This is a genomic window from Algoriphagus sediminis (genome assembly GCF_030403435.1).
GTDB classification, from domain to species: domain Bacteria; phylum Bacteroidota; class Bacteroidia; order Cytophagales; family Cyclobacteriaceae; genus Algoriphagus; species Algoriphagus sediminis.
Genome location: NZ_JAUEPH010000008.1, coordinates 1 through 24,476, shown reverse-complemented (window position 1 = coordinate 24,476; position 24,476 = coordinate 1). Strand labels below are relative to the sequence as shown.

General features: G+C 39.6%; 24 protein-coding genes and 2 tRNA genes. 12 read left to right on the top strand and 14 right to left on the bottom strand.

From position 1 onward, the window contains the following. Positions 1-7 precede the first annotated feature (7 nt). A tRNA-Cys gene (locus QVH07_RS16115) sits at positions 8-78 on the top strand. A 244-nt stretch (positions 79-322) separates the two neighbouring features. Here QVH07_RS16115 and rpsA read toward each other — a convergent pair. After that, positions 323-2,083 carry a 30S ribosomal protein S1 gene (rpsA, locus tag QVH07_RS16110; RefSeq protein ID WP_290002432.1) on the bottom strand — a complete coding sequence of 587 codons (1,761 nt, stop codon included), beginning with the start codon at positions 2,081-2,083 and terminating at the stop codon, positions 323-325. A gap of 305 nt (positions 2,084-2,388) precedes the next feature. On the opposite strand from rpsA, the gene QVH07_RS16105 reads away from it, so the two are divergent. Next, a complete protein-coding gene (locus tag QVH07_RS16105; protein ID WP_290002431.1) occupies positions 2,389-3,120 on the top strand; it encodes a lysophospholipid acyltransferase family protein in 732 nt (243 codons plus the stop codon). Here the strand turns inward: QVH07_RS16105 and QVH07_RS16100 are convergent. The 4 genes from QVH07_RS16100 to QVH07_RS16085 all read right to left on the bottom strand — a co-directional run bounded on the left by QVH07_RS16100 (position 3,111) and on the right by QVH07_RS16085 (position 7,566). Further along, positions 3,111-3,767 (bottom strand): DUF2189 domain-containing protein, encoded by a 657-nt coding sequence (locus tag QVH07_RS16100; protein ID WP_290002426.1) that lies wholly within the window; start codon positions 3,765-3,767, stop codon positions 3,111-3,113. The genes QVH07_RS16105 and QVH07_RS16100 overlap by 10 nt on opposite strands. 5 nt (positions 3,768-3,772) lie before the next feature. Beyond that, positions 3,773-5,140, bottom strand: a complete 1,368-nt coding sequence (locus QVH07_RS16095; protein ID WP_290002424.1) for a pyridoxal-phosphate dependent enzyme — start codon at positions 5,138-5,140, stop codon at positions 3,773-3,775. 85 nt (positions 5,141-5,225) lie between these two features. After that, positions 5,226-6,857 carry a putative ABC exporter domain-containing protein gene (locus QVH07_RS16090; RefSeq protein ID WP_290002421.1) on the bottom strand — a complete coding sequence of 544 codons (1,632 nt, stop codon included), beginning with the start codon at positions 6,855-6,857 and terminating at the stop codon, positions 5,226-5,228. Next, positions 6,844-7,566, bottom strand: a complete 723-nt coding sequence (locus QVH07_RS16085; protein WP_290002419.1) for an ABC transporter ATP-binding protein — start codon at positions 7,564-7,566, stop codon at positions 6,844-6,846. Before QVH07_RS16085 ends, QVH07_RS16090 begins: the two co-directional genes overlap by 14 nt. Positions 7,567-7,663: 97 nt before the next feature. Between QVH07_RS16085 and QVH07_RS16080 the strand changes: the two genes are divergently transcribed. Further along, positions 7,664-8,284 carry an outer membrane beta-barrel protein gene (locus QVH07_RS16080; protein ID WP_290002417.1) on the top strand — a complete coding sequence of 207 codons (621 nt, stop codon included), beginning with the start codon at positions 7,664-7,666 and terminating at the stop codon, positions 8,282-8,284. A 38-nt stretch (positions 8,285-8,322) separates the two neighbouring features. On the opposite strand, the gene QVH07_RS16075 is transcribed toward QVH07_RS16080, so the two are convergent. The 3 genes from QVH07_RS16075 to QVH07_RS16065 are packed head-to-tail and all read right to left on the bottom strand — an operon-like array spanning position 8,323 to position 11,459. After that, entirely contained in the window at positions 8,323-9,249 is a 927-nt protein-coding gene (locus tag QVH07_RS16075; RefSeq protein WP_290002415.1) for an aspartate carbamoyltransferase catalytic subunit, read from the bottom strand. A 1-nt stretch (position 9,250) separates the two neighbouring features. Beyond that, positions 9,251-9,799: a bifunctional pyr operon transcriptional regulator/uracil phosphoribosyltransferase PyrR gene (gene pyrR / locus QVH07_RS16070; protein ID WP_290002412.1), complete on the bottom strand. Its 549-nt coding sequence runs from the start codon at positions 9,797-9,799 to the stop codon at positions 9,251-9,253. Between the two features lie 28 nt (positions 9,800-9,827). Beyond that, positions 9,828-11,459: a transcriptional regulator gene (locus QVH07_RS16065; RefSeq protein WP_290002411.1), complete on the bottom strand. Its 1,632-nt coding sequence runs from the start codon at positions 11,457-11,459 to the stop codon at positions 9,828-9,830. Between the two features lie 100 nt (positions 11,460-11,559). On the opposite strand from QVH07_RS16065, the gene polX reads away from it, so the two are divergent. Together polX and QVH07_RS16055 are read left to right on the top strand one after the other, a co-directional pair. Continuing rightward, positions 11,560-13,272, top strand: a complete 1,713-nt coding sequence (polX, locus tag QVH07_RS16060; protein ID WP_290002407.1) for a DNA polymerase/3'-5' exonuclease PolX — start codon at positions 11,560-11,562, stop codon at positions 13,270-13,272. After that, complete coding sequence (locus QVH07_RS16055) at positions 13,269-13,556, top strand: hypothetical protein (protein ID WP_290002405.1); 288 nt, start codon at positions 13,269-13,271, stop codon at positions 13,554-13,556. The genes polX and QVH07_RS16055 overlap by 4 nt, the downstream gene beginning before the upstream one ends. A gap of 66 nt (positions 13,557-13,622) precedes the next feature. Here QVH07_RS16055 and QVH07_RS16050 read toward each other — a convergent pair whose 3' ends face one another. The 4 genes from QVH07_RS16050 to QVH07_RS16035 form a co-directional block, all read right to left on the bottom strand. Continuing rightward, positions 13,623-16,154 (bottom strand): ATP-dependent Clp protease ATP-binding subunit, encoded by a 2,532-nt coding sequence (locus QVH07_RS16050; RefSeq protein ID WP_290002403.1) that lies wholly within the window; start codon positions 16,152-16,154, stop codon positions 13,623-13,625. A gap of 70 nt (positions 16,155-16,224) precedes the next feature. Further along, entirely contained in the window at positions 16,225-16,860 is a 636-nt protein-coding gene (locus QVH07_RS16045; RefSeq protein WP_290002401.1) for a WbqC family protein, read from the bottom strand. Between the two features lie 3 nt (positions 16,861-16,863). Then, entirely contained in the window at positions 16,864-17,493 is a 630-nt protein-coding gene (locus tag QVH07_RS16040) for an L-threonylcarbamoyladenylate synthase (protein WP_290002398.1), read from the bottom strand. A 7-nt stretch (positions 17,494-17,500) separates the two neighbouring features. Next, positions 17,501-17,914, bottom strand: coding sequence for a (deoxy)nucleoside triphosphate pyrophosphohydrolase (locus QVH07_RS16035; RefSeq protein WP_290002394.1), 414 nt, complete (start codon positions 17,912-17,914; stop codon positions 17,501-17,503). An 80-nt stretch (positions 17,915-17,994) separates the two neighbouring features. Here QVH07_RS16035 and mltG point away from each other — a divergent pair, with 80 nt between their 5' ends. The 4 genes from mltG to QVH07_RS16015 all read left to right on the top strand — a co-directional run bounded on the left by mltG (position 17,995) and on the right by QVH07_RS16015 (position 20,608). Continuing rightward, positions 17,995-19,044: an endolytic transglycosylase MltG gene (gene mltG / locus QVH07_RS16030; protein ID WP_290002391.1), complete on the top strand. Its 1,050-nt coding sequence runs from the start codon at positions 17,995-17,997 to the stop codon at positions 19,042-19,044. Then, positions 19,044-19,448, top strand: a complete 405-nt coding sequence (locus QVH07_RS16025; protein ID WP_290002389.1) for an acyl-CoA thioesterase — start codon at positions 19,044-19,046, stop codon at positions 19,446-19,448. The genes mltG and QVH07_RS16025 overlap by 1 nt, the downstream gene beginning before the upstream one ends. Further along, a complete protein-coding gene (locus QVH07_RS16020) occupies positions 19,358-20,422 on the top strand; it encodes a YihY/virulence factor BrkB family protein (RefSeq protein ID WP_290002388.1) in 1,065 nt (354 codons plus the stop codon). Before QVH07_RS16025 ends, QVH07_RS16020 begins: the two co-directional genes overlap by 91 nt. Positions 20,423-20,523: 101 nt before the next feature. Further along, positions 20,524-20,608: transfer RNA gene (locus QVH07_RS16015), tRNA-Ser, on the top strand. A gap of 74 nt (positions 20,609-20,682) precedes the next feature. On the opposite strand, the gene QVH07_RS16010 is transcribed toward QVH07_RS16015, so the two are convergent. Then, complete coding sequence (locus QVH07_RS16010; RefSeq protein WP_290002386.1) at positions 20,683-21,540, bottom strand: hypothetical protein; 858 nt, start codon at positions 21,538-21,540, stop codon at positions 20,683-20,685. 13 nt (positions 21,541-21,553) lie between these two features. Continuing rightward, complete coding sequence (locus tag QVH07_RS16005) at positions 21,554-21,694, bottom strand: hypothetical protein (RefSeq protein WP_290002385.1); 141 nt, start codon at positions 21,692-21,694, stop codon at positions 21,554-21,556. Positions 21,695-22,507: 813 nt separating this feature from the next. On the opposite strand from QVH07_RS16005, the gene QVH07_RS16000 reads away from it, so the two are divergent. From QVH07_RS16000 to QVH07_RS15990, 3 genes are all read left to right on the top strand, one after another. After that, entirely contained in the window at positions 22,508-22,759 is a 252-nt protein-coding gene (locus QVH07_RS16000) for a hypothetical protein (RefSeq protein WP_290002382.1), read from the top strand. A 144-nt stretch (positions 22,760-22,903) separates the two neighbouring features. Next, a complete protein-coding gene (locus tag QVH07_RS15995) occupies positions 22,904-23,617 on the top strand; it encodes a hypothetical protein (RefSeq protein ID WP_290002379.1) in 714 nt (237 codons plus the stop codon). Positions 23,618-23,839: 222 nt separating this feature from the next. Next, positions 23,840-24,070 (top strand): hypothetical protein, encoded by a 231-nt coding sequence (locus QVH07_RS15990; RefSeq protein ID WP_290002376.1) that lies wholly within the window; start codon positions 23,840-23,842, stop codon positions 24,068-24,070. Positions 24,071-24,476 lie beyond the last annotated feature (406 nt).

The window sequence follows — 24,476 nt, the reverse complement described above, 5'->3', positions numbered from 1 at the left end:
GCGCAATGGTCGCGTGGCCGAGTGGCTAGGCAGAGGTCTGCAAAACCTTGTACAGCGGTTCGAATCCGCTCGCGACCTCAAAAAAAAAGCACCTAAATCAGGTGCTTTTTTTGTTTATCCCTTTTCTAACTAGCAAAAACTTGTCAGCTGTTAGAACCTGCCTGCGGCAGGCAGGTCCGCTCGCGACCTCAAAAATGCATTTTCACCAGATGCCTTTTTTACTTTACCAGTTTTTTAAAAGGAAATTCCCTTTTTAGGATTAGGCATAAAAAAACGCCGATTGATAAATCAAACGGCGTTTCCAGTATAAGCTAGGAGGAAATTACTTCTTCTTTCCTTCCATTTTTTCTTTTAGATCTGCAAGAGCTCCTAAATCACCCAAAGTAGACTTTTCTGCTGGTGAATTTGAAGACTCAGACTTCTTCTTCGCTGCTTTCTTTGGAGCAGGTTTGATATCATCTCTAAACATAGCTGTGTGAGAAAGAACGATTCTCTTATCTTCCTTAGAAAACTCAGCTACCTTAAACTCAAGAGACTCTCCTACCTCTACCTGAGAACCATCTTCTTTCTCAAGATTCTTTACAGTAGCGAATCCTTCCAATCCATATGGAAGCTCAAGTACAGCACCTTTGTCATTCTTAGAAACTACAGTACACTTATGAACAGAACCTACCGGGAACACAGATTCAAAAGTATCCCATGGATTCTCCTCAAGCTGCTTGTGACCAAGAGCCAGTCTTCTGTTGTCAACGTCTAGCTCAAGAACCTGTACTTCAAGCTCGTCACCTACTTTCACAAACTCAGATGGATGCTTGATCTTCTTAGTCCAAGAAAGATCAGAAACGTGTACCAATCCGTCGATACCTTCTTCAAGCTCGAGGAATAGACCAAAGTTAGTTAGATTTCTAACCACACCTTTATGCTTAGTACCTACAGCGTACTTAGACACCATATCATCCTTAGTCCATGGATCTTCAGTAAGTTGCTTGATACCTAGAGACATTTTGCGGTCATCCTTATCCAAAGTCAATACCACTGCTTCGATCTCATCTCCTACCTTCACAAAATCAGCAGGGTTTCTTAAGTGCTGAGACCAGCTCATTTCACTTACGTGGATCAATCCTTCTACACCGGCAGCTAGCTCAAGGAATGCACCGTAATCTGCTACGTTTACAATCTTACCCTTAACCTTTGCTCCTACTTCAAGACTAGACGCCAAAGAATCCCAAGGATGAGCAGTAAGCTGCTTCATACCCAAAGAAATTCTCTTCTTGTCATCATCAAAGTCAAGTACCACAACCTGAACTTTCTCATCAAGCTGCAACATCTCCTCTGGATGATTAATACGTCCCCAAGAAATATCTGTAATGTGAAGAAGACCATCCACACCACCTAGATCGATGAATACACCGAAATTGGTCATGTTCTTGATGACACCTTCCAATACCTGACCTTTCTCAAGGTTATTAAGAATCTCAGCTTTCTGCTTCTCAAGATCCTTCTCGATAAGCACTTTGTGAGAAACTACTACGTTATCATTTGCGTGGTTGATTTTCACCACTTTCACTTCCATCTGCTTACCTACATAGATATCAAAATCTCTAATAGGCTTCACATCGATCTGAGAACCTGGAAGGAAAGCCTCTACACCGTAGATATCCACGATCAAACCACCTTTAGTTCTTCTTTTTACCAAACCTTCGATGACATTATCCTCAGCAAGAGCTGCTTCGATATCCTGCCATGCTTTTACGATTTTGGCCTTCTTACGAGAAAGGATCAACTGACCCAAAGCATTTTCCTGCTCCTCGATAAATACTTCTACCGTGTCACCTGGTTTGATAGACTCCAAGTCACGAAACTCACTAACTGGAACCAATCCATCAGATTTGAAACCGATATTGATGATCACATCTTTATCGTTCACACCTACTACAGTTCCCTGGATCACTTCTTTTTCTTGGATTTCATTCAATGTACCTTCGTACAAAGCTTCCATCTTCTCGCGATCCTCTTTGGAATATCCGTCGCCGAAACCTTTCGGCTGAACATTGTCCCAGTCAAATTCTTCTTTGTTAGACATAATTTTTAAGACCCTGATAGTCAACAATCTTAGGGTCATCAGATTGCTGATTTTTATGTTTATGATGGACCTCCTGATTTACAGGAACATCCCCGTTCACTCGAACGGACTGCAAAGGTACGCTTTTTATCAGATTAGAAAAATGATGATCTCTAATAAAATTTTGATTCCCAGCGGCTTTAATTTTTCATGAATTTTGCCAGAAACCTGCTAAACTTGAAAAGAAAAAGCCCCGGAACGCTCCGAGGCCAGTGCAAGCAAAGAGTTAATTATCAATTAATACTCAAAAGTAAAGAATTTAGCCAATGTTAAAAGTCTTTCAGATCATTTACTCAATTTATGCCCTTCTTCTTTTCATCATATTGATGATGGTCTTTGCACTTTTTATAATTGTTCCCCTTTTGATTAGCCCAAAAGGTGCTAAAATCTCTTTCTTTTTTTTCAGACTTTGGGCGGGCCTTTGGTTCTTTCTTTGTGGGGTGAGATATGAGATAGAAGGTCTGGAGTATATCAAAAAGAAATCGAGCTATATTTTTATTTTCAATCATCGATCCTTTGTGGATGCACCAATTATCCCTGTTTCTGTCCCTAAGGAAGTACATGCGATTGGAAAGAAAGAGCTTTTGAAGATTCCGATCTTTGGTTTAATCGTGGATAGAGTAGCGGTTTGGGTGGACCGTACCAATCCCGAATCAAGAAAGGCCAGTCTGGAAAAAGTTTCCAAACTTATCAAGTCAGGTGTTTCTGTGATGATAGCTCCAGAAGGTACTCGAAATGGAACAGATGAAACCCTGCTACCTTTTAAAAAAGGAGCTTTCCGACTTTCTGCTGAAACTCAAACCCCGATTCTGCCCATGGCCATTATTGGTGCAGATAAGATTCTTCCAAAGGGTGGAAAACTCATGAGTCCAGGTAGAATTAAGGTTATTTTCTCTCAGGAGATGAATCCACCAAAATCATCAGATGAAAAAAGTATTGAAGAATTTTTAGAATTGGGAAGAAACAGGCTTGAAGCGATGATTCTTACTCATGAATGATCGTCGTCAGAAGTAGAATTTACTATTACCGCATCTCTGGTTAATTCTTCAAAAAGCACATAAACGGAGAAATAAGACCAGGGAATAGTAAAAAGTAACCCCACGCCTAATGTGAGAATTCCCGCTAGGTTAATCAGTAAAAGAACTAATCCGAAAAGGAAAAACTTAAACCAGTTAGTGGAAACTAATCTTCTGCTAAGCTCCATGGAAGTCCAAAATTCAAAACCTCCAAAAACCGTAAAAAGGAGACAGAACATATAGCTCACCAGAAGATAAATAGCTGGGATCACAAAAAGAAAAATTCCCAATACCACCAAAATGCTACTGATGAGGTTCACTATAATTACGGCCAGCCAATATCTAAATCCATGAAAGTAATCAGGAAAGTCAAAGAACTCCTGCTGACTGATTCGATTAGCAATCAGGTAAAAACCTGTAACCAGCGCTGGAGCCAGAAAAATGGTAAAGATAAAAAGGTAGTCCTCCATAAAGAAGGTAAATAGGAACTGGACGAACATAAGAAGGAATGTAAATCCAATATGCATCATGGAATTAACCCTGAAAGTCTCCCAACCACGGGTAAGGATGTCCTTGATTTCAAAATCTACCCCTTTGGAGATAATTGACTCCAGTTTACCTCTATCCATTTTCTTTAATTGGTGAAAGCCTCCAGAATGTCATGCTTGGTGATGATGTGGATTTGATTAGAATCATCTCTCACCAATACAGCTTTCTCCTTTTCCACCATGCTGGAAAGGACATCAAGGGTACTATCCAAAGCAACAAAATGCATGGAGTCTTCCATGACATCTTTGACAGTTGCATCTTTTAAGTCAGGGTTCTCAATAATTTTCGCTAATAGCTTAGTATCTGTTAAACAACCTATCACCTCATCATTATCCATGACAGGGATCTGCGAAACACTGGTCTTATTCATCAGAGCAATAGCTTCACGAACTGAATCTGAGGTTCTGGAAGAAACGAGTGAAAAGCTCCCGTTTCTATGCGCTATGATGTCTCTGGCGGTGGAATAAGTTCTGTCTTCCAGAAAACCATGATTTCTCATCCAGTCATCATTATATACTTTACCGAGATATCTTGTACCGTGGTCAGGAAGAATGATTACCATTCGATCTCCTTCTTTTAGATTTGCTTTGGCGTATTCTAAAGCGCCATGGACTGCAGCTCCACAAGACCAGCCTATAAACAAGCCCTCTTCTCTGGCGAGTCTTCTGGTCATAACGGCTGCATCCTTATCAGTTACTTTCACGAAGTGATCAATCACATCAAAGTTCACATTCTTCGGTAGGATATCCTCTCCTATACCTTCTGTGAGATAAGGGTAAACCTCCTTCTCATCAAAAATTCCAGTCTCCTTATATTTTTTGAAGACTGAACCATAGGTATCAATTCCAACGGTTACTATTTCTGGGTTTTGCTCTTTCAGATAAGTGGCGGTTCCACACATGGATCCTCCAGTACCCACACCCGCAGCATAATGAGTGATCTTGCCCTCTGTATCATTCCAGATTTCAGGACCTGTGGTTTCGTAATGGGCGGCTGTGTTGGAAAGATTATCGTACTGATTTGGATAGAACGAATTAGGAATATCGGCATTCATTTTTCTAGCTACAGAATAATAAGACCGAGGATCATCAGGAGCCACATTGGTAGGGCATACTATTACCTCTGCTCCCACTGCCTTTAGAATATCAATCTTTTCCTGTGACTGTTTATCCGCCATGGTAAAAATACATTTATACCCTTTGGCGACAGCAGCCAAAGCAAGACCCATTCCAGTATTTCCCGAAGTGCCTTCAATGATGGTCCCTCCTGGCTTCAGAATTCCGGCCTTCTCAGCGTCTTCCACCATCTTAATGGCCATTCGGTCTTTCATGGAATTTCCAGGGTTAAAGTATTCTACTTTTACCAAAATCTCTCCTTTGATTCCCTGATTGACTTTATTTAAACGGATCATCGGAGTATCCCCGATGGTTTCTATGATGGAATTATAAATCATGGTTGGTCTTATCTATTCTGCAAAATTACAGGTTTTCCCTACAAAAGGACTTAACCCTTGAAATCAAATTTTAATTCCAGAGTATTTAAACCTCTTTGAATTCTAATCTCTTCAATATATCCAATGCCACATGCAGTAAAATCAAAGCGATAAAGGCCATGGAAACAGAAATTGCAACCATTGTCCAGACGAATTGCTTGGTGATGGCGAAGGCCACTATGCTCACTACCACTGCAGGAATCAGCCCGAATAAAAGAATCCCTCCGATCATGAGTGGCTTAATTAAAAACTTATCCCAGCTTTCTTCCAATCCTATTTGAGGGATCAGATTTATGCCAAAACCAGTAAGGTAAAAAGCAACTATCGCTACCAAAAAGGACGGAATAAGCAACCAATCAAGGCCAGCAATAAATACAGATGGTACGATCATCACCCCACTGAAAAGTAGAATTTGAACTATGTCAAGTTTGATGACATTCCAAAATTTAGAAGTCCAGCTGGCTGGAACCAGAAAGAAGTATGGCTTCTTTAAATCTCCAACTGATGTTCTGCCAATTCCTGATAGAAAATAAATCAAAAGAAGGATGAGCATATACACATAGACCACGATATGTGAGAACCAGTCGAAAAGAGATAATACAGCGAATATAATTCCTAATCCGGCAAAAATAAGTGCATACAACCCGAACAAAGGATGGAAATCCTGTCGGGAGGAATGCACATAGTTTCTCCAGTAAAATGCCTTTCCTCCAACACCGAAATCAGGAAGTGCCAGTTTCTTTTTGGCATTGAGGCTCATTTGAGATTCGCTTTGCTCTTTCTTGCCTCGGACTTTCTCAATCTTCTCTTCATTGGTTTTGGTAGCCTCTAAAACATCCTCGTAGTAGAAGCCAGAATACTCAAGAACCAGCTTTACCACAGAAAAATAAGCCAGCCCATAAATTCCAAGGAACCCTAAAGAAATCCACAAGTTTTGATGAGATAGATACCCTATGATTCCCCGGCTCCATCCCACTAGTGGAAAAAAGTCAAACCATGGAGAAGCAATCCAGCTAAACATCCCTTGCCAGAATTTTTCTGCCATTAAGCCTGGAATCAAAATCATCAGTCCAAGAAGGATTCCCAAAACAATCACCCCATTTCTGATATATTCTATCACTCCATATTTCGTGTGAAGGGTGTACACCAAAAACCTGATTGGGGAAATCATGAAGAAGAAAAGCGCAAAGCCTAAAATCATGAAGACAATATTGCCAACTGTTAGGTCCCATTGCTCAGCAAGTTGACTGGCTCCATAGGCCACAAAAAGAATTCCTGCACCCAATGAAGGGAGCAAAGATCTCCCCATGTAATAAATCAGAAGGTTTTCCGGACGAACAGGACCTGTAAAAAGTAAATTAACATCAGCCATTTTAAAGAAGCTGACATTATTCTTAGTGGCTTTGTAAAGCTGAAATATCATTAAACCCAGTGCCAAAATAGTCACTCCCCCGATGATGTTCTGCATGGCAAAATTCACTTGAGGGATTCCCTCCATATCAGGCATTTCCTGGGTAGCCCCTTCATCAAAACTATCAAAACGCATCCAATAGATGAAAAAGAAATACCCCACAATAGCAGCATAGGGTAGAAGCCTGAGTGGGTTTTTTAATATCAACTTAATATTATTCAGAAGGATCAGAAGGTCCTTTCTGAACAGAAGTTTAATCTCTCGCATCCTCAGTCAGTTGTAAGAATAAATCCTCAAGAGTAGCTCCGTCACTTCCTTCCGCCTGAGCCTTTAGGTTCTGAATAGTATCATTTCCTATGATCTTTCCATTCTTTAGGATCATAATCCGATCCGCTATGCTTTCCACGCTATCGATTAGATGGGTACTCACCAAAATAGTTTTTCCCTGCTCTTTCAGGTCTCTGAATACCTGTCGTGTATTTTTAATAGCCTTGGGGTCAAGACCAATCATTGGTTCGTCAAAAAATAAAATGTCTGGATCAGGCAGCAAAGCACAACAAATCGAAACCTTCTGTCGCATTCCCTTGGAAAGATCTCTACCCAGCTTATCGCCTTTGTCATCTAACTCGAAAAGATTCAATAGCTCTTCACCCTTTTCTTTCCAGTCTCTTACTCCATATGCCTGTGCAATGAATTGTAAATGCTCCCTTACTGTCAGAAGATCATAGACATAAGGAGTTTCTGGGATATAACTAAAAAGTCGTTTTGCCTCCACACTGAGATGGTCATGACCTCCGATCGTGATTTCACCAGACGTCTTTCTCAGTAATCCAACGATACATTTCATAGTGGTACTTTTCCCCGCACCATTCGGACCGAGTAATCCTACTACTTCTCCCCCACCTAGTTCGAATGAAATATCATCTACCGCATTTTGTTTGCCGTATCTTTTAATGAGGTTGGAGACTGAAAGCATAACTTTTTCGTTTGGTGCAAAACTCTGAAGAAAATCTAAAGTTCATAAACTTTGGAATCTTTTTTGTCACTGAATTTGGAATCAAAACCCGAATACCATGAAAAAAATATTCGTTTTACTCTTTCTTTCCTCAATTTTTTACTCCGCTCAAGCTCAACAAGCCGGAAGATTTAGAATGGGAATGGACCTTGGAATTGCTATCCCTCAAGGTGGCGGAATTGGTGGGGTGGTGAATTTAGAACCAAAGGTGAACCTATCAGACCACATGAATGTGGGAATTCGTTTTGGCGTGGCGGGCCTAGCCAAGGATGTGACCTACTTCGACATTAATGAAGATTTCGAAGGAGAAATTTCTGCTAATGCCTCTGTCACCGGCACTTTTGACTATTACTTTAACAAAGGAGAAAGTAGCGCCGCTCCATTTATAGGTGCCGGCTTCGGTTATTTTGCATTGAGTAGTGTGGATTTCGAAAATGGTGATTTTGACGATCCTGATGGAATCGGCAACCTAGAGGCTGACTTTGCCTGGGCTCCCATGGTGAGGGCTGGGGTAGAATTGAACAAGTTTAGAATGTCCGCAGAGTATAATTTTGTACCCAGAAGCAATCTTCAAAATGCTGCAGGAGAAGTCATCGGAGAGGCGGTAAATCAATACTTTGCCTTTACCCTAGGTTTCTATGTGGGAGGTGGAAGATGGAGAGACTGGAATAATTTCTAAAGGTTTTCTTTAAAAAAGGCGTCAAGAACTGACCAATTTTAATTTTTGGCTCCAGCCAAAAGATATAAGACGGCCATCCGAACGGCTACGCCATTTTCCACCTGATTGAGAATGATGGACTGATCCGAATCAGCTACGTCTGAATTCAATTCAACCCCTCTGTTGATCGGTCCTGGATGCATAACCACAATTTCCTTATTGAGCGAATCCAATAAAGCCTTATCAATTCCATAATACAGGGAGTATTCCCGTGTGCTCGGGAAGTATTTGATCTGCTGCCTTTCCAACTGAATCCGGAGAACATTGGCCACATCACACCATTCGAGGGCTTTTCTTACATCCAATTCCACTTTGACCCCGAGGCTTTCCACATACTTCGGTAAAAGTGTGATGGGACCACAAACCATTACCTCAGCACCTAGTTTTTGGAGACAGAAAATATTGGACAAAGCCACACGTGAATGAAGAATATCTCCAATAATCGCTACTTTTTTACCCGCCACATCGCCAAGTTTTTCCTGAATGGAAAAGGAGTCAAGCAAGGCCTGTGTTGGGTGCTCATGGGTACCATCACCTGCATTGACAATATTAGCTTTGACATTTCGGCTAAGAAAATGAGGAGCACCCGGACTGGAGTGTCTCATCACCACCATGTCTACCTTCATTGAAAGTATGTTATTTACTGTATCAACCAGGCTTTCACCTTTCTTCACAGAGCTATTGCTGGATGAGAAATTTACAACATCTGCAGAAAGTCTTTTCTCTGCTAGCTCGAAGGAAAGTTTGGTTCGAGTTGAATTTTCGAAAAATACATTGGCGATGGTAATATCCCTGAGTGATGGGACTTTCTTAATAGGGCGATTAATCACCTCCTTAAAGTTCGACGCTGTAGTTAATATGAGCTGAATATCCTCTTTCGTAAGGTCTTTAATTCCGAGGAGATGTCTGGTACTTAGTTGGGACATATTATTCAGCTACTTTTTCAGTGATCCAAATTGCATCTTTTTCAAATCCTTTATCTTCCCATTCTACCATGACATATTGAGTGTCAAGCGTATTCACGCGCACCCCAAAATAGTCTGGCATAATCGGATAGTCTCTGGTTAGTTTCCTATCTACCAAAACCAAGAGCTCAACTTTCTGTGGCCTCCCGAAGGCAATCATAGCATCCATGGCAGCTCTGACCGATCTTCCTTTGTACAGCACATCATCTACCAAAATCACCTTCTTCCCTTCTATAAGAAAGTTGATTTTTGTTTCGTTTGCTTTCAGCGGGAAATCTCTCCTTCGAAAGTCATCCCTATGGAAAGTAGCATCAAGATATCCTGAAGCCACTTTGGTACCAGAAATTTCCTGAAGCTTTTCAACGATTTTATCCAAAAAAATAGGCCCTCTTGGCTGAAGCCCCAAAAGAACCGTGTTTTCAAAATCATCATGATTCTCAATCAACTGATGACAAAACCTCTTCAAAATGATGTCGATCTCTTCTTGATCTAAGACTAGTCGTTTTTGCATGAGTAGGATTTGGTCGTAAATATAAAGATTATTTCCCTTCCTGAGCATCTTCTGCCTCAAAGGCATCTCCTTCTACCAAAATCTTGGTCATGAAGAATACGTCCTTGGTATCTTCCTTATTGTTTTCATCCAGAAATCTAACCCGCTGATTTCCCGAAAGTAGATAATAAGGACCATACCAATGTACAAGTTGAAGACTACCCGCATTCGTATCTCTGATTCTTTCTTCCTCATTTACGAGTTCTATTTCAAAACTTTCATCCTCAAAAATCTTTTCCCCATTTTTAAAATAGCTCATCTTGATGATTAAATCCTTTACATAAACGTGATAGACCTCATTTTCAACTACAGCCATCTCCCCAAATGGTTGTGGATATAAAGTACCAAATTCATCATAGGTACTGGCATTATCCCAAATCACATTGCCTTCTTTTCCCACCTTGATAAAATGTGCTGAGATATACTTAAACTCGGTGGTCACAGGCATAGCCATAGGATTCATGCCCATTCGGGTATTATAGACGTCATTAAAAAAAGGCGTATAACCCATCCGGTTTAACTGGTCATATCGATAATAGCGACCAGGACGATAGCCACCGGGCCTATTATTTCCTCTGCTGTTAATTATATTATAATGGTCAAAATAAATGTAATAGGCATCTTCTTCCGGAACCACTGAGCGAATAGAATAGACCTCTCTGATATTATTACTTTTCCCTTTTTCGGCATTCTTTTCCACTTCTGCAATTCGCTTTTCCCTCAGTTTTTCAGGTAAATAATTAAAGAAACCAGGGAAATCTTCAAGGGTATAAAGCTTGAATTCGTATTCTCCGAATTCATTAATATCCATGATATACATTCCTTGGTAAGCATCCCGCCTTTCGATACCATAACTTCCGATTAAAGCTTGCTGATATCGATCAGGAGGTAAAAGAATTCCCTCTAAAATCTCCTGGTTTTCCTCCCCGAAATTATCGACTCTTATTTCTCTCAAAAGATTTCCCAAGAAATCGTAGGTATTGATTACAATTTCACGATTTCTGTATTGGCCCTTCCGACTGATCACAACCTGCAAAGCATCAATTTCCGGAAGTTTTTGGATTTGTATGATTTGAGTATCATTTCCGTAAATACCCTGAATCGTGTGAACACTTTTATCGTCAAGGTCAAAAATCTGAATCGCAGGTCTTCCATCTGAATCCCCCATGAAAATAGCTTTGCCATTTTCTACCAGAAATTCAAGAAGTTGCATCCCTAATAAATTATCCGCCTCGTACTCAAAGCCCTGATTATCCTCCAGATTTATCTTGAAGATATATCGATCAGCATTAAGTGAAGTTCCTTTTTGGAAAAAAAGATACGCTGCCTCATCACTGTAATCATACCCTACCAAAGAATAGCCGGATCGCACTGGGTATTCAAATAGTCCTTTTTCAGAATTGAGATCAAAATCCAAATTGATAAACTGAAGTACCAGTCTGAAATTCAGTCCTTTTTCAGGAATGGTTCTAAATGCCACGACCCCGGTCTCCAGTCTGAGCATTTCAAATGTATCATCATAAAAGTCAGAACTTATCTCCAATCTCTTTACAAAATTTACCTGGGTAAATCCGCCGTAACTAAGGCACATTAAGAGTAAAAAACTGAGGAGTCGCTTCATTGTAAATAAAGGGTAATTAGATCCAAGTTAATATTTCGTGCTTTACATTGAAACAATATTTAAGCACATTTGTCCCATTCTAAGACGTAATAATTTTATTTTGGATCAGAAGTCAATTCTTAAAAAACTAAAACTCACCGTTCAGCTCATGGAACTCCATGAGGAGAACCCTTTCAAAATCAGGAGCTTTCAAGGGGCATTGAACTCCCTTGATCGCTTGGATCAGGATTTTACTTTATTAAGCTCTGATGAGCTGGCAAAAATCCCTGGAGTTGGAAAAAGTATACTTGGCGTCATTGAGGATTTAAAGGAATCAGAAAGTCATCCATTACTGGATAACTTACTAGAGAAAACTCCTTCAGGACTTCTGGAAATCCTTCAAATAAAAGGTCTTGGGCCTAAAAAGGTGAAAACACTTTGGACGGAATTGGGGATTACGAGCACACATGAGCTAATGGAGGCCTGCCAATCAGGCAAGGTTGCTCAGATCAAAGGATTTGGAGAAAAAACCCAAAATACAATCATCCAAAATCTTGAGTTTAAAGCTTCAAACGAGAATAAGGCACTTTATGCTGACATTGAAGAAATTGCTTTGGATTTAAAAGAATCAATAAAGAAAGCAATAAGCCAATCTGATCAAGTCATCCTGGTGGGAGATTTCGCCAGAAATCTGGAAATAATCTCAAGCCTTGAATATCTGGTTGGATCAGATGACTGGGAAAAAGCCTCAGATGATATCTTAAAAATTAAAGGGATAGATTGGTCTGAAACCAAATCAGGACCATTCACCTTAAAAGGAACACTTGAGGGTCAAAGTTTAGAAATTTCCGTCTACTGGACTGACAAAGTAAATTTTGTCCAAAAGCAATTACTCCTTTCCGCATCTCCTCAACATCTGCAGCTCGAAGTCCAGGAAAATAAGAGTATGGGTAAAGCCATTGTGGAAAGCCAAGCAAAATCCGAAGAGGAGTTTTTCGCTGGTTTGGATCTACAATTCATCCCTCCTGAATTGAGGGAGGGAGCAGACGAAATAGTTTTGGCAAAGGAAGGAAAACTTCCAAAACTCTTGGAAGAGGGCGATTTAAAAGGGATCCTCCATAACCACAGCACATACAGCGATGGAAAGCATAGTCTTCGACAGATGGCAGAACATTGCAAAAAGTTGGGATATGAGTACCTCGGAATTTCAGACCATAGCCGGAGTGCTTTTTATGCTGGTGGGCTAGAGGCTGAGCGTATTGTCAAGCAACACGAAGAAATCGATGCCTTGAATCAAGAATTAGCACCTTTCAAGATATTCAAAGGAATAGAAAGTGATATTCTTGCCGATGGGCAGTTAGATTATCCTGATGAAGTTTTGGCAAGTTTTGACTTTATCGTGTCTTCAGTTCATTCCATTTTGAACATGGATATTAATCGGGCAACTCAGAGATTAATTAAGGCAATAGAAAACCCTTATACTACCATTCTGGGGCATCCAACAGGTAGATTACTACTCCGAAGAAAAGGATATCCCATAGATCATAAGGCTGTAATTGATGCCTGTGCGGAAAATGATGTTGTCATTGAAATCAATGCAAACCCCTGGAGGTTAGATTTAGACTGGAGATGGATTCGATACGCTTTGGAAAAAGGAGTCAAATTATCTATCAACCCGGACGCCCATGAAATGGATGGATACCTTGATATGAAATATGGTGTACTCATAGGTAGAAAAGGAGGACTCACAGCCGATATGACTTTAAACACGATGAGTGTAGATGAAATTGATGAGTATTTTAAAAAGCGTAAGGCAAAATATTTGGTAAAATGAAATGGATGGAATTGCCTGAAGGCACGCTTTTAAATCGAATTTTTCTCTTTGGGATAACCGGAATAGTGCTAGGAGTGATCTCTTTGATAAATCAAAATTATCCATTTTTTGAAGGACCCATGGGACCATTAAATGGAGTGAGTATTGGTTTGCAACTGGTAGCTCTGAGTATTGCTGTTTTGCTTTTGAGAAAAAGAAAAATCTCAGATTCAGCTAAAAATAAAGCCCAAAAAATGACTGTAGTACTAGGTGCTGCAGCACTTTTCTTTATTTTTTCTCTTTAGTCAAGGAAAAAAATAAAGCCCTGGAGATCAATAGATTCCAGGGCTTTTATTCATAAACCAGTAAGTTTAATCCGCTTTTGCCTTCTTCTTAACTGAAATAGTGAGTTCATCACCTTTACCAGAATAGTCAGCTTTAATTACATCTCCTTCGGATAAATCTCCTTTGAGAATTTCTTCAGCTACTGCATCTTCCAGATACTTTTGAATAGCACGGTTCAGCGGTCGAGCACCATATTGTTGGTCATATCCTTTTTCAGCCAGGAATGATTTGGCCTTTTTAGTTAATTCAATTTTATACCCGAGATCAGTAATTCTGGCAAACAACTTACCTAAACTGATATCTATAATTTTGAATAGATGCTCCTGATCGAGCGAATTGAAGACCACCACATCATCCAGTCTGTTTAAGAATTCAGGACTGAAGGCTTTCTTCAGGGCCGACTGAATGGTGCCTTTCATGATCTCATCCATGTTATCTTTTTTCGCCTGATTGGCAAAACCGATTCCACTTCCGAAATCCTTCAGATCACGAACCCCAATATTGGAGGTCATAATTATAATCGTATTTCTGAAATCAACCCTTCTACCGAGTCCATCGGTTAGGATTCCATCGTCCAAAACCTGAAGAAGAATATTAAATACATCTGGATGCGCTTTTTCTATTTCATCAAGCAGTACCACAGAATATGGCTTTCTTCTCACTTTTTCTGTGAGCTGTCCACCTTCTTCATATCCTACATAACCCGGAGGCGCTCCCACAAGTCTGGAAACAGAAAACTTCTCCATGTATTCAGACATGTCGATTCTTATCAAAGAATCTTCCTTATCGAAAAGATAAGTCGCGAGCATTTTCGCCAGTTCGGTCTTACCTACCCCCGTTGGGCCTAAGAAAATAAATGAACCAATTGGCTTTTTAGGATCTTTGAGTCCAACTCGAGTTCTCTGGATTGCCTTCGTCAACTTCTTAATGGCTTCATCCTGCCCAATTACTTTATTGCTAAGGTCTTCCTTCATATTTAGAAGCTTAGCACCTTCTTTTTGAGCAATTCTTTTGGTTGGAATTCCAGTCATCATGGCGATCACTTCCGCCACGTTATCTTCATCCACTGTAAATCTTTTAGACTTACTTTCTTCTTCCCATCTTGCTTTCGCCAGTTCTAATTGCTCAAGAAGTTTCTTTTCTTTATCTCTCAACTGAGCCGCTTCCTCATATTTTTGAGATTTAACGACGCGGTTTTTCTCGGTCTTGATTTCTTCGACTTCCTCTTCCAGTTTCAGAATATCCTCTGGAACATGGATGTTATTAATATGGACACGAGCTCCTGCTTCATCCATAATGTCAATAGCTTTGTCCGGAAGGAATCTGTCTGAAATATATCTGTCAGATAAGTTAACACATGCCTGAACAGCTTCAGGAGTATAATTCACATTGTGATGGTCCTCATACTTATCCTTAATGTTCTCCAATATCTGCATAGTTTCTTCTGGAGTGGTAGCATCTACCATCACCATTTGGAAACGTCTAGCTAAGGCGCCATCCTTTTCTATGTATTGTCGATACTCGTCCAAAGTCGTAGCACCTATACATTGGATCTCACCTCTGGCGAGGGCCGGCTTAAACATATTTGAGGCATCCAAGGATCCACTTGCTCCACCAGCTCCCACAATAGTGTGTAGCTCATCGATGAAAAGGATCACATTCGGAGATTTTTCCAGCTCGTTCATCACTGCCTTCATTCTCTCCTCAAACTGTCCTCTGTATTTCGTACCTGCCACAAGAGAAGCAAGGTCTAGAGTGACTACACGTTTATTGAAAAGTACACGAGATACTTTCTTTTGAACAATTCTTAGCGCCAAACCTTCGGCAATAGCAGTTTTACCCACACCTGGTTCACCAATAAGAATAGGATTGTTTTTCTTTCTTCTGGAAAGAACCTGTGCCACTCGCTCGATTTCTTTTTCCCTACCAATGATAGGATCTAACTTGTCTTCCTCGGCCATTTTGGTCAGGTCACGACCAAAATTATCCAAAACTGGAGTTCTGGACTTTTCATTTCCTTGCTTAGAACTTGAAGAGCTTCCGCCTCCTGAGGATCCAAATAGCTTTGAACCTTCTTCCTCTCCATCTTCTGCTTCGGCCCTTGAGCTGGGCGCTGAGGCATCTCCTGACATTTCGAGCATTTCCTTTACCGAATCGTATCCTACGTCAAACTTGTTCAAAATTTGAGTAGCGATATTATCCTCATCCCGAAGGATGGAAAGTAACAAATGCTCTGTTCCAATGAGTTGGCTCTTGAAGATTTTGGCCTCCAAATATGTAATTTTCAATACCTTCTCTGACTGACGAGTCAAAGGGATATTGGCCATATTTTTCACATTATGGTTAGCCGTGCCTTTAACTGCACGCTCAATGGAGTTTCTCAATTCATCGAGAGGTACCCCAAGTTTTTTAAGCATGGAAACAGCAACACCTTCTCCTTCTCGAATCATACCAAGCAAGAGGTGCTCCGTGCCAATATAATCATGGCCTAGTCGTAGCGCTTCCTCTCTACTGAGAGAAATGACCTCCTTGACTCTGTTTGAAAATTTTGCTTCCATTTAATTCCTTTCTGATTGTATAATATTCCCTAACGAATGTTACCGAATTTGTTTTAAAAACACAATCAATTTAACGATTGTTCAATGTTTTTTTAGCGGAGCTTTCAATGATCATTTTTGCTTCAGGCCCCATGCAAAACAACAAATCCAGAATGCTCAAATTAGGTTCAAAGTCTGAGCCAAAAAGCTGGAAGTACGGTTCTGGCGAATAAAGCCCCCTCTTCTGCCAGGTCTCATTACTCGAGATTTGCCCTCTCAGGTCCTTTTCAGGGCGAAAATCATGCAATGTAGGGTATTCGGCGACTTTGGCAGACAGGCCTAGAAGCTTCAGACATACTGTCAGAACACCCTTGTTTAAGTTCCAGAGTGATTCAGGGGGATTCTCTAAAAAGCCCTGGAAATAAGGGAAATAATGCTCAAAAAAAGGAGCTTTGCCGTAGGCACTTTGGATGGTTCGAAAATGATCCAACTGCCATTTTTCATGAAAATTGATCATTAATTCTTCCTGAGGAATAGCCGGTCTCCTACCCTGAATCGGAATACTTAAACGCTGAACCTTATTAGCCCCTCTGATCTCAGTGCGATTTATATAGCTATTTCTTCGGAAATATGCCTTCGGAAAAAGAGCTATTTCTTCAAAGCCATAAATCGCTGTAAAAAACTCCAGATTCGGGAAGTAAAATAAATCAGCTGCTACTATGGCCATAGATCAAAGAATGTCCTCCACCCGACCTAATCCCTCACGAATAACTTCAACGGGGTCAGTCGTACAGTCCAGAACCGTGGATGCTACATTCTGACCATAACCTCCATCTATCACCACATCAACCAGGTTTTCATACTTCTCAAAAATGAGCTCAGGATCTGTGCTATACTCTATCACTTCATCCTCGTCCACAATGGAGGTGGTGAGTATAGGCCTGCCTAATTCCTGCACTAGCATTCTGGGCACCAAATGATCCGGAACCCGAATTCCAACCGTCTTTTTGCGGCTATGCAAAACCTTAGGTACTTCAGTGCTCGCATCTAAAATAAATGTAAATGGCCCAGGGAAAGCTTTTTTCATCATTTTAAAAACCGGCTTACTGATGATTCTTGTGTATTCTGAGATATTGCTTAAATCAGCACAAATGAATGAAAAGTTATGCTTTCTTGGGTTTATTCCTTTTATCCGACAAATACGCTCTATGGCCCTTTGATTCGTAATATCACATCCCATTCCGTAAACGGTGTCAGTCGGGTAAATCACCAAACCTCCTTCCTTCAGGACTTTTGAGATTTGGATGATTTTCTCCTCATCCGGATTTTCAGGATAAAGTTTAATTAGTTCAGCGCTCATAGATACCTCAGGGTTGTTTTTTGATTTCTTCCCACTTCTTTACCAGTTCCTTTACTATGGGAATATCAGCCTGAGCCCAATTTACATTCAAAAGTTCATTTCGTCCTAACCAGGCAAAATCATCGTGCTCGGCCAACCTGAATTCACCTGAAAACTCCCTGACCAGAAAAGGAATCAAGCGAATAACTTTACCATCCTCATAGCTATATTCAGTAGGAGTAAGTGGTACTCCGACTTCAACAGTTAAATTTAACTCTTCCTGTATTTCTCTTTTTAGGGATTCTTTTTCACTTTCCCCATTCTCGATTTTGCCTCCAGGAAACTCCCAAAACCCTACTAAAGGCATTTTGCTGGATCGCCTCACTGCTAAAACCCTGGAGTCAGATATTAATATGGCGCAGACTACCGGAATAAGCTTCATGGGGTAAAGAAAACCAAAAGAAGTAAAACCCTAATAACTTGGAGGCGTTTTGAAAAAGTCTTTTGTTATTTTTGCCACACATGCTTACGGATAAAAAGAGAAAATTTCTTCTGGTTTTACTGGTTACAGGTTCTGTGCTTGCCATTTCCTTTACCTTTTACTTCTACCAGGTATTTTACAGCCCAAACACACTACTGGAAACAGAACAGGCTTATGTCTTACGAATTCCCAGCAATGCAACCTATTCTCAGGTTAGCAAGGAGCTGTATGATGAAAAAGTGATCAATGATGCTGTAAGCTTTGGCTTTGTAGCCAAAGTTCTTGGCTATCAGGAATCTGTAAAATCTGGGTTGTATATCATAGAACCTAAAATGACTAATCTGGAATTGGTCAGAAAGTTGAGATCAGGTGATCAGTCCCCAATTAAACTGACATTTAATAACATCCGAACCAAAGAGGATTTAGCAGAAAAAATTTCCAAAAATCTGGAATTCAATCAAACTCAATTCTTGGAGCTTTTACAGGATTCTGTATACATCAGGAAGTTTGACTTCGAAGAGGAGACCATCATGGGGATGTTTATTCCTAATACTTATGAGGTATGGTGGGACAGCAGCCCTGAGGAGATTTTCGAAAGAATGAATAAGGAATACCAGCGCTTTTGGAATCAGGAGAGACGTGATAAGGCTAGGTTGCTTGGGCTAAATCCAAAAGAGGTGACCACTCTGGCCTCCATTGTTCAGGCAGAGAGTCAGCAAAAAGCTGATGAACGCCCCAGAATTGCAGGACTATATTTGAATCGTTTGGATCGGGGAATGTACCTACAAGCGGATCCAACTTTAGTATATGCGCTTGGAGATTTTGAGATAAAGAGAGTATTAAATGTGCATAAGGAAATAGATAGCCCATACAATACGTACAAAAATCTAGGTCTTCCTCCAGGCCCCATTAATCTTCCTGATATCAGCTCTCTTGAAGCTGTTTTGAACCCGGAAGAGCATAATTACCTTTACATGTGCGCAAAGGACGATTTTTCTGGATACCATGCCTTTGCTACGAATCTCACCCAGCATAATGCAAATGCGAGAAGATATCAGGCGGCGCTGAACCGAGCAAGAATATACAAGTAATGTATCAGGCAGAAACGCAAATACGGGTTCGATATGCTGAGACTGACCAGATGGGATATGTCTATTATGGTAATTACGCCATGTACTTTGAGGTGGCTCGGGTCGAAGCCATGAGATCCATAGGATTTTCTTATAAAGAAATGGAAGATAATGGAGTGATGATGCCTGTTTTGGAAAGCAATATCAAGTACCATAAACCCGGCAAATACGATGAGCTACTAACCATTAAAACCCGGATTCCTCAAGTCCCGGGAGTGAGAATTCGCTTTGAATATGAAGTCTATAATGAAGCGAATGAACTCATTACCGAAGCATGGACTACGCTTACCTTCCTGAAGAAAGACAACCACAGGCCAACCAGACCTCCGAAGAATTTGCTAGATTTACTAAACGAGTATTACTAGCTACAGTGCTTAAAGATAGAATTCAGGAATTTCAATACCAGCTGCTTCACCAGGCCAAAAAGCTCAAAAAGATTCATTTTGGGCATCCTGAAAACAATCTCTACAGTTTAGGGGAAACATTTATTCTTCAACTTCGAAAGGATGATATCAATGAGAGAGCCGGTTCTATGGCTTTCAGTTTTACCATCGCCCTTTTTCCACTTATTCTTTTCCTTCTAAATCTCGTCCCTTATTTACAGGATTTTTTTCCTTTAGTCACCACGGAAAATATTCTTGTCTTCTTTAAAGAAGTATTGCCTGGGGGACTTTATGAGCAGACCGAAGGAACTATTATGGACATTGTCTCTACTCCTAGGCAAAGTTTGCTCTCTTTTGGTTTTTTCTTCGCTTTATTCGCCTCCACACAAGGAGTGGTCTCCATGATGGATTCATTCAATTCGGTTTATAAAACGAAAGAAAGTAGAGGCTTCTTTAAAACCAGAATTATCGCCATTATGATTGTGCTAATGCTCGCCTTTACCGTTCTACTGGCCAGCACTGTTATGATATTTGGAAATATTTTCCTTGCCAGGATTGATGAATTGCACATGTTCAATTCGGGATTTATGCTTTTCCTTTTCAATGCATTTAAATTTTTAATTCTTCTTTTGGTTTTTTACATCACGTGTGCATTTATTTTTCGTTTTGCTCCAGCCATTCATGATAAATGGAAATTTGGTTCTATCGGTGCAAAAATGGCTGGGCTTCTTATAACTTTAGGCTTTTATACATTCACTTTTTACTTGAACAATTTCGCCAGCTATAATAAGCTATATGGATCTATCGGGACATTTATTGGCTTAATGCTTTGGCTTTACATCACCTCCCTCATTGTCATTATTTGCTTCGAAATGAATGTGAGTCTCGATCTGATCAAAGAAGACATTCGGGTTTTAGAGGAGCAGGAAAAGGAGCTTCCAGAATTTTCGGATTAAAAATTCTATTTCATTATCAGCCACTTAGAAATTAATGCCATGAAAAGCTTTGCAAAAGTAGAGATTACATTTACTTTTGCACTCCAATCGAATTTGATCACAGAGGCGTGGCAGAGTGGTCGAATGCGGCGGTCTTGAAAACCGTTGTACCGCGAGGTACCGGGGGTTCGAATCCCTCCGCCTCTGCAATGATAGAACCTAACTTGCTTATTTTTAGTAAGTTAGGTTTTTTATTTTTGAATAGGGTGTTGGTAAGGGTGTCAATTACGAGTAGAATCGTCATTTGAGCTGCGATTCTTTTCAAGCATTTTCTTGAAATCCTCATAAGTGGGTGGCAGTCCAGATTTTGTCTTATCCTTGGTTGAATCTCTTTTTCCTCTAAAGTATCTCATCAATTCATCAAATGAACTTGTTGACCCTGAATCCGTACCATTCTTTTTTGAGATGGAATTCCTCTCTTTCCTCCTATCATTAAAAAACCATGATAAAGGGTTATTCAAGTCATTTAAATGATCCAGGTCAATTGATTCAATAGTCTCATTTATTATCTCAAGGTTATTTTCAGATTTGTCAGCTAATACCATTAAAGACCTGACATCAACCCGTTCTTCTTTTAATTCCTCGCTAAAGGTTAAAAATGCCTTAAAAATGACTGGGCTACCTTTAAATGAGAAACTTCCTTCACTTTCCCCATACTTCACCCATTCATACTCCTTGAGAATCAAATTATAATCTAAATTTTCGCCATTGAATCCTTTGACAGTCTCTGTTACAACCCCATTCAGTCCCTTCGAAATATCGTATTCAAGGGAGTTTATTTTCAAATACATTACATAAAAAAGAATTCCATCTACCTCAAGAAATGATGTAACCCCTCCACCAATACCTGGTGAACTTTCGATCTGTTCTTCATTATTCTTATTAAAAGTCTTTTCCGGGGTGTTGAAAATTAAATCATTAAATGAGTTACTAACCCAGTTAATGTCCTCTACCTTGTAAACCGCCTCGGTGACTAAATTTCTTACTCTTTCTTGTCTCCTTTTCTTTAGAAGTGCGGTGAAAAGAACTGAGCCTATAAAAATTACGAGTACAATTAAAATCTTGAAAATCTTTTTCATTACGTAAGGAATGTTAATCCTTCGAGTTCTTCTTGATTTGCTCGTGCATCGTCTCGAAGTCTAGTTTCTGCTTGTTTTCTATTCGAGCCTTCATTATGCCCTCGTTGTTCTTCTTATGGGCTTTGTTTCTGAATTTGATCTTCTTGTCCTCCATTGAATTGATTTATGAAAGTATTTATGCTTAGTAAGCTGAAACTAAATGTCAACATTTGACTACATTTTCAGAAAGTGGCAACTGGCCGTTTATAATGTTTCAAAAGTCCAGTTTTGATTTCTGAGTACCAATAACCGAAACTAAACTGAAATCATTTAAACGCCTCTGTGAATATGTAGTTTTCCCAAGTTTCGACTGGACGAACCGATAACATCGGTTCAGTAATTCTTAACACTTTGTTTTGCTGACATCTGATTTGAAATGTTAGCTTATGTCAACAGCTTTTTCATCCCATGTTTACCAAATCAAAGTCTTGATCATTCATTCATTTGGTTTAAAGAACCTCCACCCTTTTGAATCAGAATACCTGAAGAACAATGTTTGCCTAAATCCTTTAAAATTGAGATCTGTTTCTAGGAAATCTCCTTCTTTATGGTTTAGATCAAAATCAAATACCCCCCCCCCACGATTTAAGTCAGCCTCAATACTTTTAACGTAGTTATTCAACCCGGAGCTAAATCCATAGGGAATTAATATTTCTCTAATTATCGATGGATTAGCTGTTTTTGGACCATTCTCGAAGTACCCCCATTGAGCGTCTGGAACATCCCCTTTTTCGGGCAGCTACAAAACTTAAAACGCTTTCCTTGAGTACACATGATCTTTTTGGAGCTAGTTTAAAACAAGCTATCTGACATTGATTAAACTACAAAATATTTTGATATTGATAGGATAAGTTTTTGAAATAATAATTTGTTGTGAAAGGTGGAGGAAGTCAACAACTCAGACAAATCTAAATGAAAGAATCAGAGAATGGATAAGCAGGAAAAAGCCCGAACAATGTTAAAGATGTACCATCTATGGATTTTAAAAAACGAAAAAAAGCCTAGAAATCAATATTTGGAAGGTCGCATTTTGGAGCTCTGCGAAGTGGGTTACAACAAACAGGAAATATTTTGGATCATGCGTGCTGCTGAAGAGCTATCCAAAACCGAACTCAAGGTGTTAGATTTCATGATTTATCTTGTGATGAAAAAAAATGGGTACTACAAGCCAAATGAATAAGGAGTTTCAGAATTCAGGAAACATTACTCCTAGTAATAATCATAAACCTGTAAAAGCAAGATAGTTTCAAAGGTCAAGCTGTTAACCAGCTCAATGCCCCATTGATTTGGATTGATTGTTTTTAGTTGACAAAAAGTATTAATTATGGATAATTCAATATTGGACTACGAGAAACAAAAGCCTAAAAAGAAACTCTGGTTGTTTAAGCTGATTTTAAACGTAGTAGTGGTTCTATTTTTTCTTTCCTTTTACTTTTTGAATGTTAGAGACGCCTCCCTAGCTTATCCCTTTGCTTTTATTGGAGTTTCTATTCCCATTGGTTTTGTCCTTTACTTTTTCCTCTCGGCTTTCTTCCAAAATGACTCTTGGAGTCTTCGAGATATTTATAGGTTCAGAAATTATTTTTATGAAGGCTTTATGGGTTTTTCCCTCGCTTTTGCATTGCTGTCAGCGATTTTCTTACCAAGTGTCAACATCCCAGAGCCTTTAGATTACAATTTAAATCAACCCTCATTTTTAGCTGATTCATTATTGGACTTTAAAACAGCCCAAGCAGTACATAGAGCATACATTTTCCCAATGCTTCTATTATACCTTCTTGGGATAAGATTCTTCATGTTGCTAATGATTGATAAAAAAGCAAAAGAGTTAACCTTTGAATCCGTTTCGATTCCAAATGAAGAGGAAGTTGTGAGAAAAACAGGCGAGTATTATACTTATTACAATAGATATTTTGGTGACCAATACCTTAACAAACAAGGTGATTTAATTGAGTCGGAAAAGCTAATGAGTAAGCTTATGGAAATGTCCAAAGAAGATTATACATGGCCGAGTCATGGCTTTTTAGGAAGGGACTAAAGCCTTGATTAAATCTGCTGTCTGATCCTTCAAACACTTCTGGACCCCATTTATGGCTATCGCACTTTCAGCCACCGGAATAATTGATCTTTTGCTATATCCGGCCTTTGTAGCATCCTTAATTTAGAAGATATCGGAGATAGGGTCAAACAAAAAAGCAAAGCCATGTCATTTTGAGTCGGTCGAATTTTGATTGATTTTGCAGTCTTGTAGATTCCTTAAATGTTCTACAGTAGACAGGATCGTAGAAAGAAAATGGAGACTCAACTTGAGCGAGTTAAGGCTAAGATCAGGAGAATTGTAATTACCAGTGAAAGCATCCCTCATGAAAGGCTGAGTAAGGGCCGTGAAATACGTGATTTATTGACCCTAGGAATTAAGCAATTGGATGAAGGTGATGAAACAGGATTAGGAAAGACCCTCAAGGAGCTCAAGGAATTAGGAGTATTGTGAGTTTATTTTGATTCAATAAAAAAAGAACCGAGGAAAACCCGGGTTCTAAGTTGTTAAGCTAAGTTGGCTACCAACTAGGTAATTAGCAATTAATCTTCGTTGACCCTAGATTCCTTTCTTGTTGAACTTAATGATCTCAAAAAGAAACCGATTGAAACGTATATTTAAGTTACCAATTGAAAGTTGAATTCCAAAGGTTTTTTAGGTTAAGTCTTGAGAAAGTCTTCCAATGAGCTTGGGTAAACTCTTAGGCACTTTTATCAAAGCTCAGAGCTTAATTATGTAGTACTTGGTCTCCTGATTCTTTGACTAAATCCCATAAAAAAAGTAGTGCCTTCATCTTAGCATTTGAATTATTTGAAACAGTAACAGTCTTTCTTTTTCCATTATTGGATTCGGTAATCTT

What these genes read in the sequence shown, in the direction of transcription:
- QVH07_RS16090 (WP_290002421.1), bottom strand. Translation starts at nt 6,857, where the DNA reads ATGCGAGAGATTAAACTTCTGTTCAGAAAGGACCTTCTGATCCTTCTG.
- QVH07_RS16065 (WP_290002411.1), bottom strand. Translation starts at nt 11,459, where the DNA reads ATGAAGCGACTCCTCAGTTTTTTACTCTTAATGTGCCTTAGTTACGGC.
- QVH07_RS16000 (WP_290002382.1), top strand. Translation starts at nt 22,508, where the DNA reads ATGGATAAGCAGGAAAAAGCCCGAACAATGTTAAAGATGTACCATCTA.
- QVH07_RS16040 (WP_290002398.1), bottom strand. Translation starts at nt 17,493, where the DNA reads ATGAGCGCTGAACTAATTAAACTTTATCCTGAAAATCCGGATGAGGAG.
- QVH07_RS16075 (WP_290002415.1), bottom strand. Translation starts at nt 9,249, where the DNA reads ATGTCCCAACTAAGTACCAGACATCTCCTCGGAATTAAAGACCTTACG.
- QVH07_RS16080 (WP_290002417.1), top strand. Translation starts at nt 7,664, where the DNA reads ATGAAAAAAATATTCGTTTTACTCTTTCTTTCCTCAATTTTTTACTCC.
- QVH07_RS16010 (WP_290002386.1), bottom strand. Translation starts at nt 21,540, where the DNA reads ATGAAAAAGATTTTCAAGATTTTAATTGTACTCGTAATTTTTATAGGC.
- QVH07_RS16035 (WP_290002394.1), bottom strand. Translation starts at nt 17,914, where the DNA reads ATGAAGCTTATTCCGGTAGTCTGCGCCATATTAATATCTGACTCCAGG.
- QVH07_RS16095 (WP_290002424.1), bottom strand. Translation starts at nt 5,140, where the DNA reads ATGATTTATAATTCCATCATAGAAACCATCGGGGATACTCCGATGATC.
- QVH07_RS16020 (WP_290002388.1), top strand. Translation starts at nt 19,358, where the DNA reads ATGGACTACGCTTACCTTCCTGAAGAAAGACAACCACAGGCCAACCAG.
- QVH07_RS16100 (WP_290002426.1), bottom strand. Translation starts at nt 3,767, where the DNA reads ATGGATAGAGGTAAACTGGAGTCAATTATCTCCAAAGGGGTAGATTTT.
- QVH07_RS16085 (WP_290002419.1), bottom strand. Translation starts at nt 7,566, where the DNA reads ATGCTTTCAGTCTCCAACCTCATTAAAAGATACGGCAAACAAAATGCG.
- QVH07_RS16045 (WP_290002401.1), bottom strand. Translation starts at nt 16,860, where the DNA reads ATGGCCATAGTAGCAGCTGATTTATTTTACTTCCCGAATCTGGAGTTT.
- mltG (WP_290002391.1), top strand. Translation starts at nt 17,995, where the DNA reads ATGCTTACGGATAAAAAGAGAAAATTTCTTCTGGTTTTACTGGTTACA.
- rpsA (WP_290002432.1), bottom strand. Translation starts at nt 2,083, where the DNA reads ATGTCTAACAAAGAAGAATTTGACTGGGACAATGTTCAGCCGAAAGGT.
- QVH07_RS16050 (WP_290002403.1), bottom strand. Translation starts at nt 16,154, where the DNA reads ATGGAAGCAAAATTTTCAAACAGAGTCAAGGAGGTCATTTCTCTCAGT.
- QVH07_RS16055 (WP_290002405.1), top strand. Translation starts at nt 13,269, where the DNA reads ATGAAATGGATGGAATTGCCTGAAGGCACGCTTTTAAATCGAATTTTT.
- QVH07_RS16005 (WP_290002385.1), bottom strand. Translation starts at nt 21,694, where the DNA reads ATGGAGGACAAGAAGATCAAATTCAGAAACAAAGCCCATAAGAAGAAC.
- QVH07_RS15995 (WP_290002379.1), top strand. Translation starts at nt 22,904, where the DNA reads ATGGATAATTCAATATTGGACTACGAGAAACAAAAGCCTAAAAAGAAA.
- QVH07_RS16025 (WP_290002389.1), top strand. Translation starts at nt 19,044, where the DNA reads ATGTATCAGGCAGAAACGCAAATACGGGTTCGATATGCTGAGACTGAC.
- QVH07_RS15990 (WP_290002376.1), top strand. Translation starts at nt 23,840, where the DNA reads ATGTTCTACAGTAGACAGGATCGTAGAAAGAAAATGGAGACTCAACTT.
- pyrR (WP_290002412.1), bottom strand. Translation starts at nt 9,799, where the DNA reads ATGCAAAAACGACTAGTCTTAGATCAAGAAGAGATCGACATCATTTTG.
- QVH07_RS16105 (WP_290002431.1), top strand. Translation starts at nt 2,389, where the DNA reads ATGTTAAAAGTCTTTCAGATCATTTACTCAATTTATGCCCTTCTTCTT.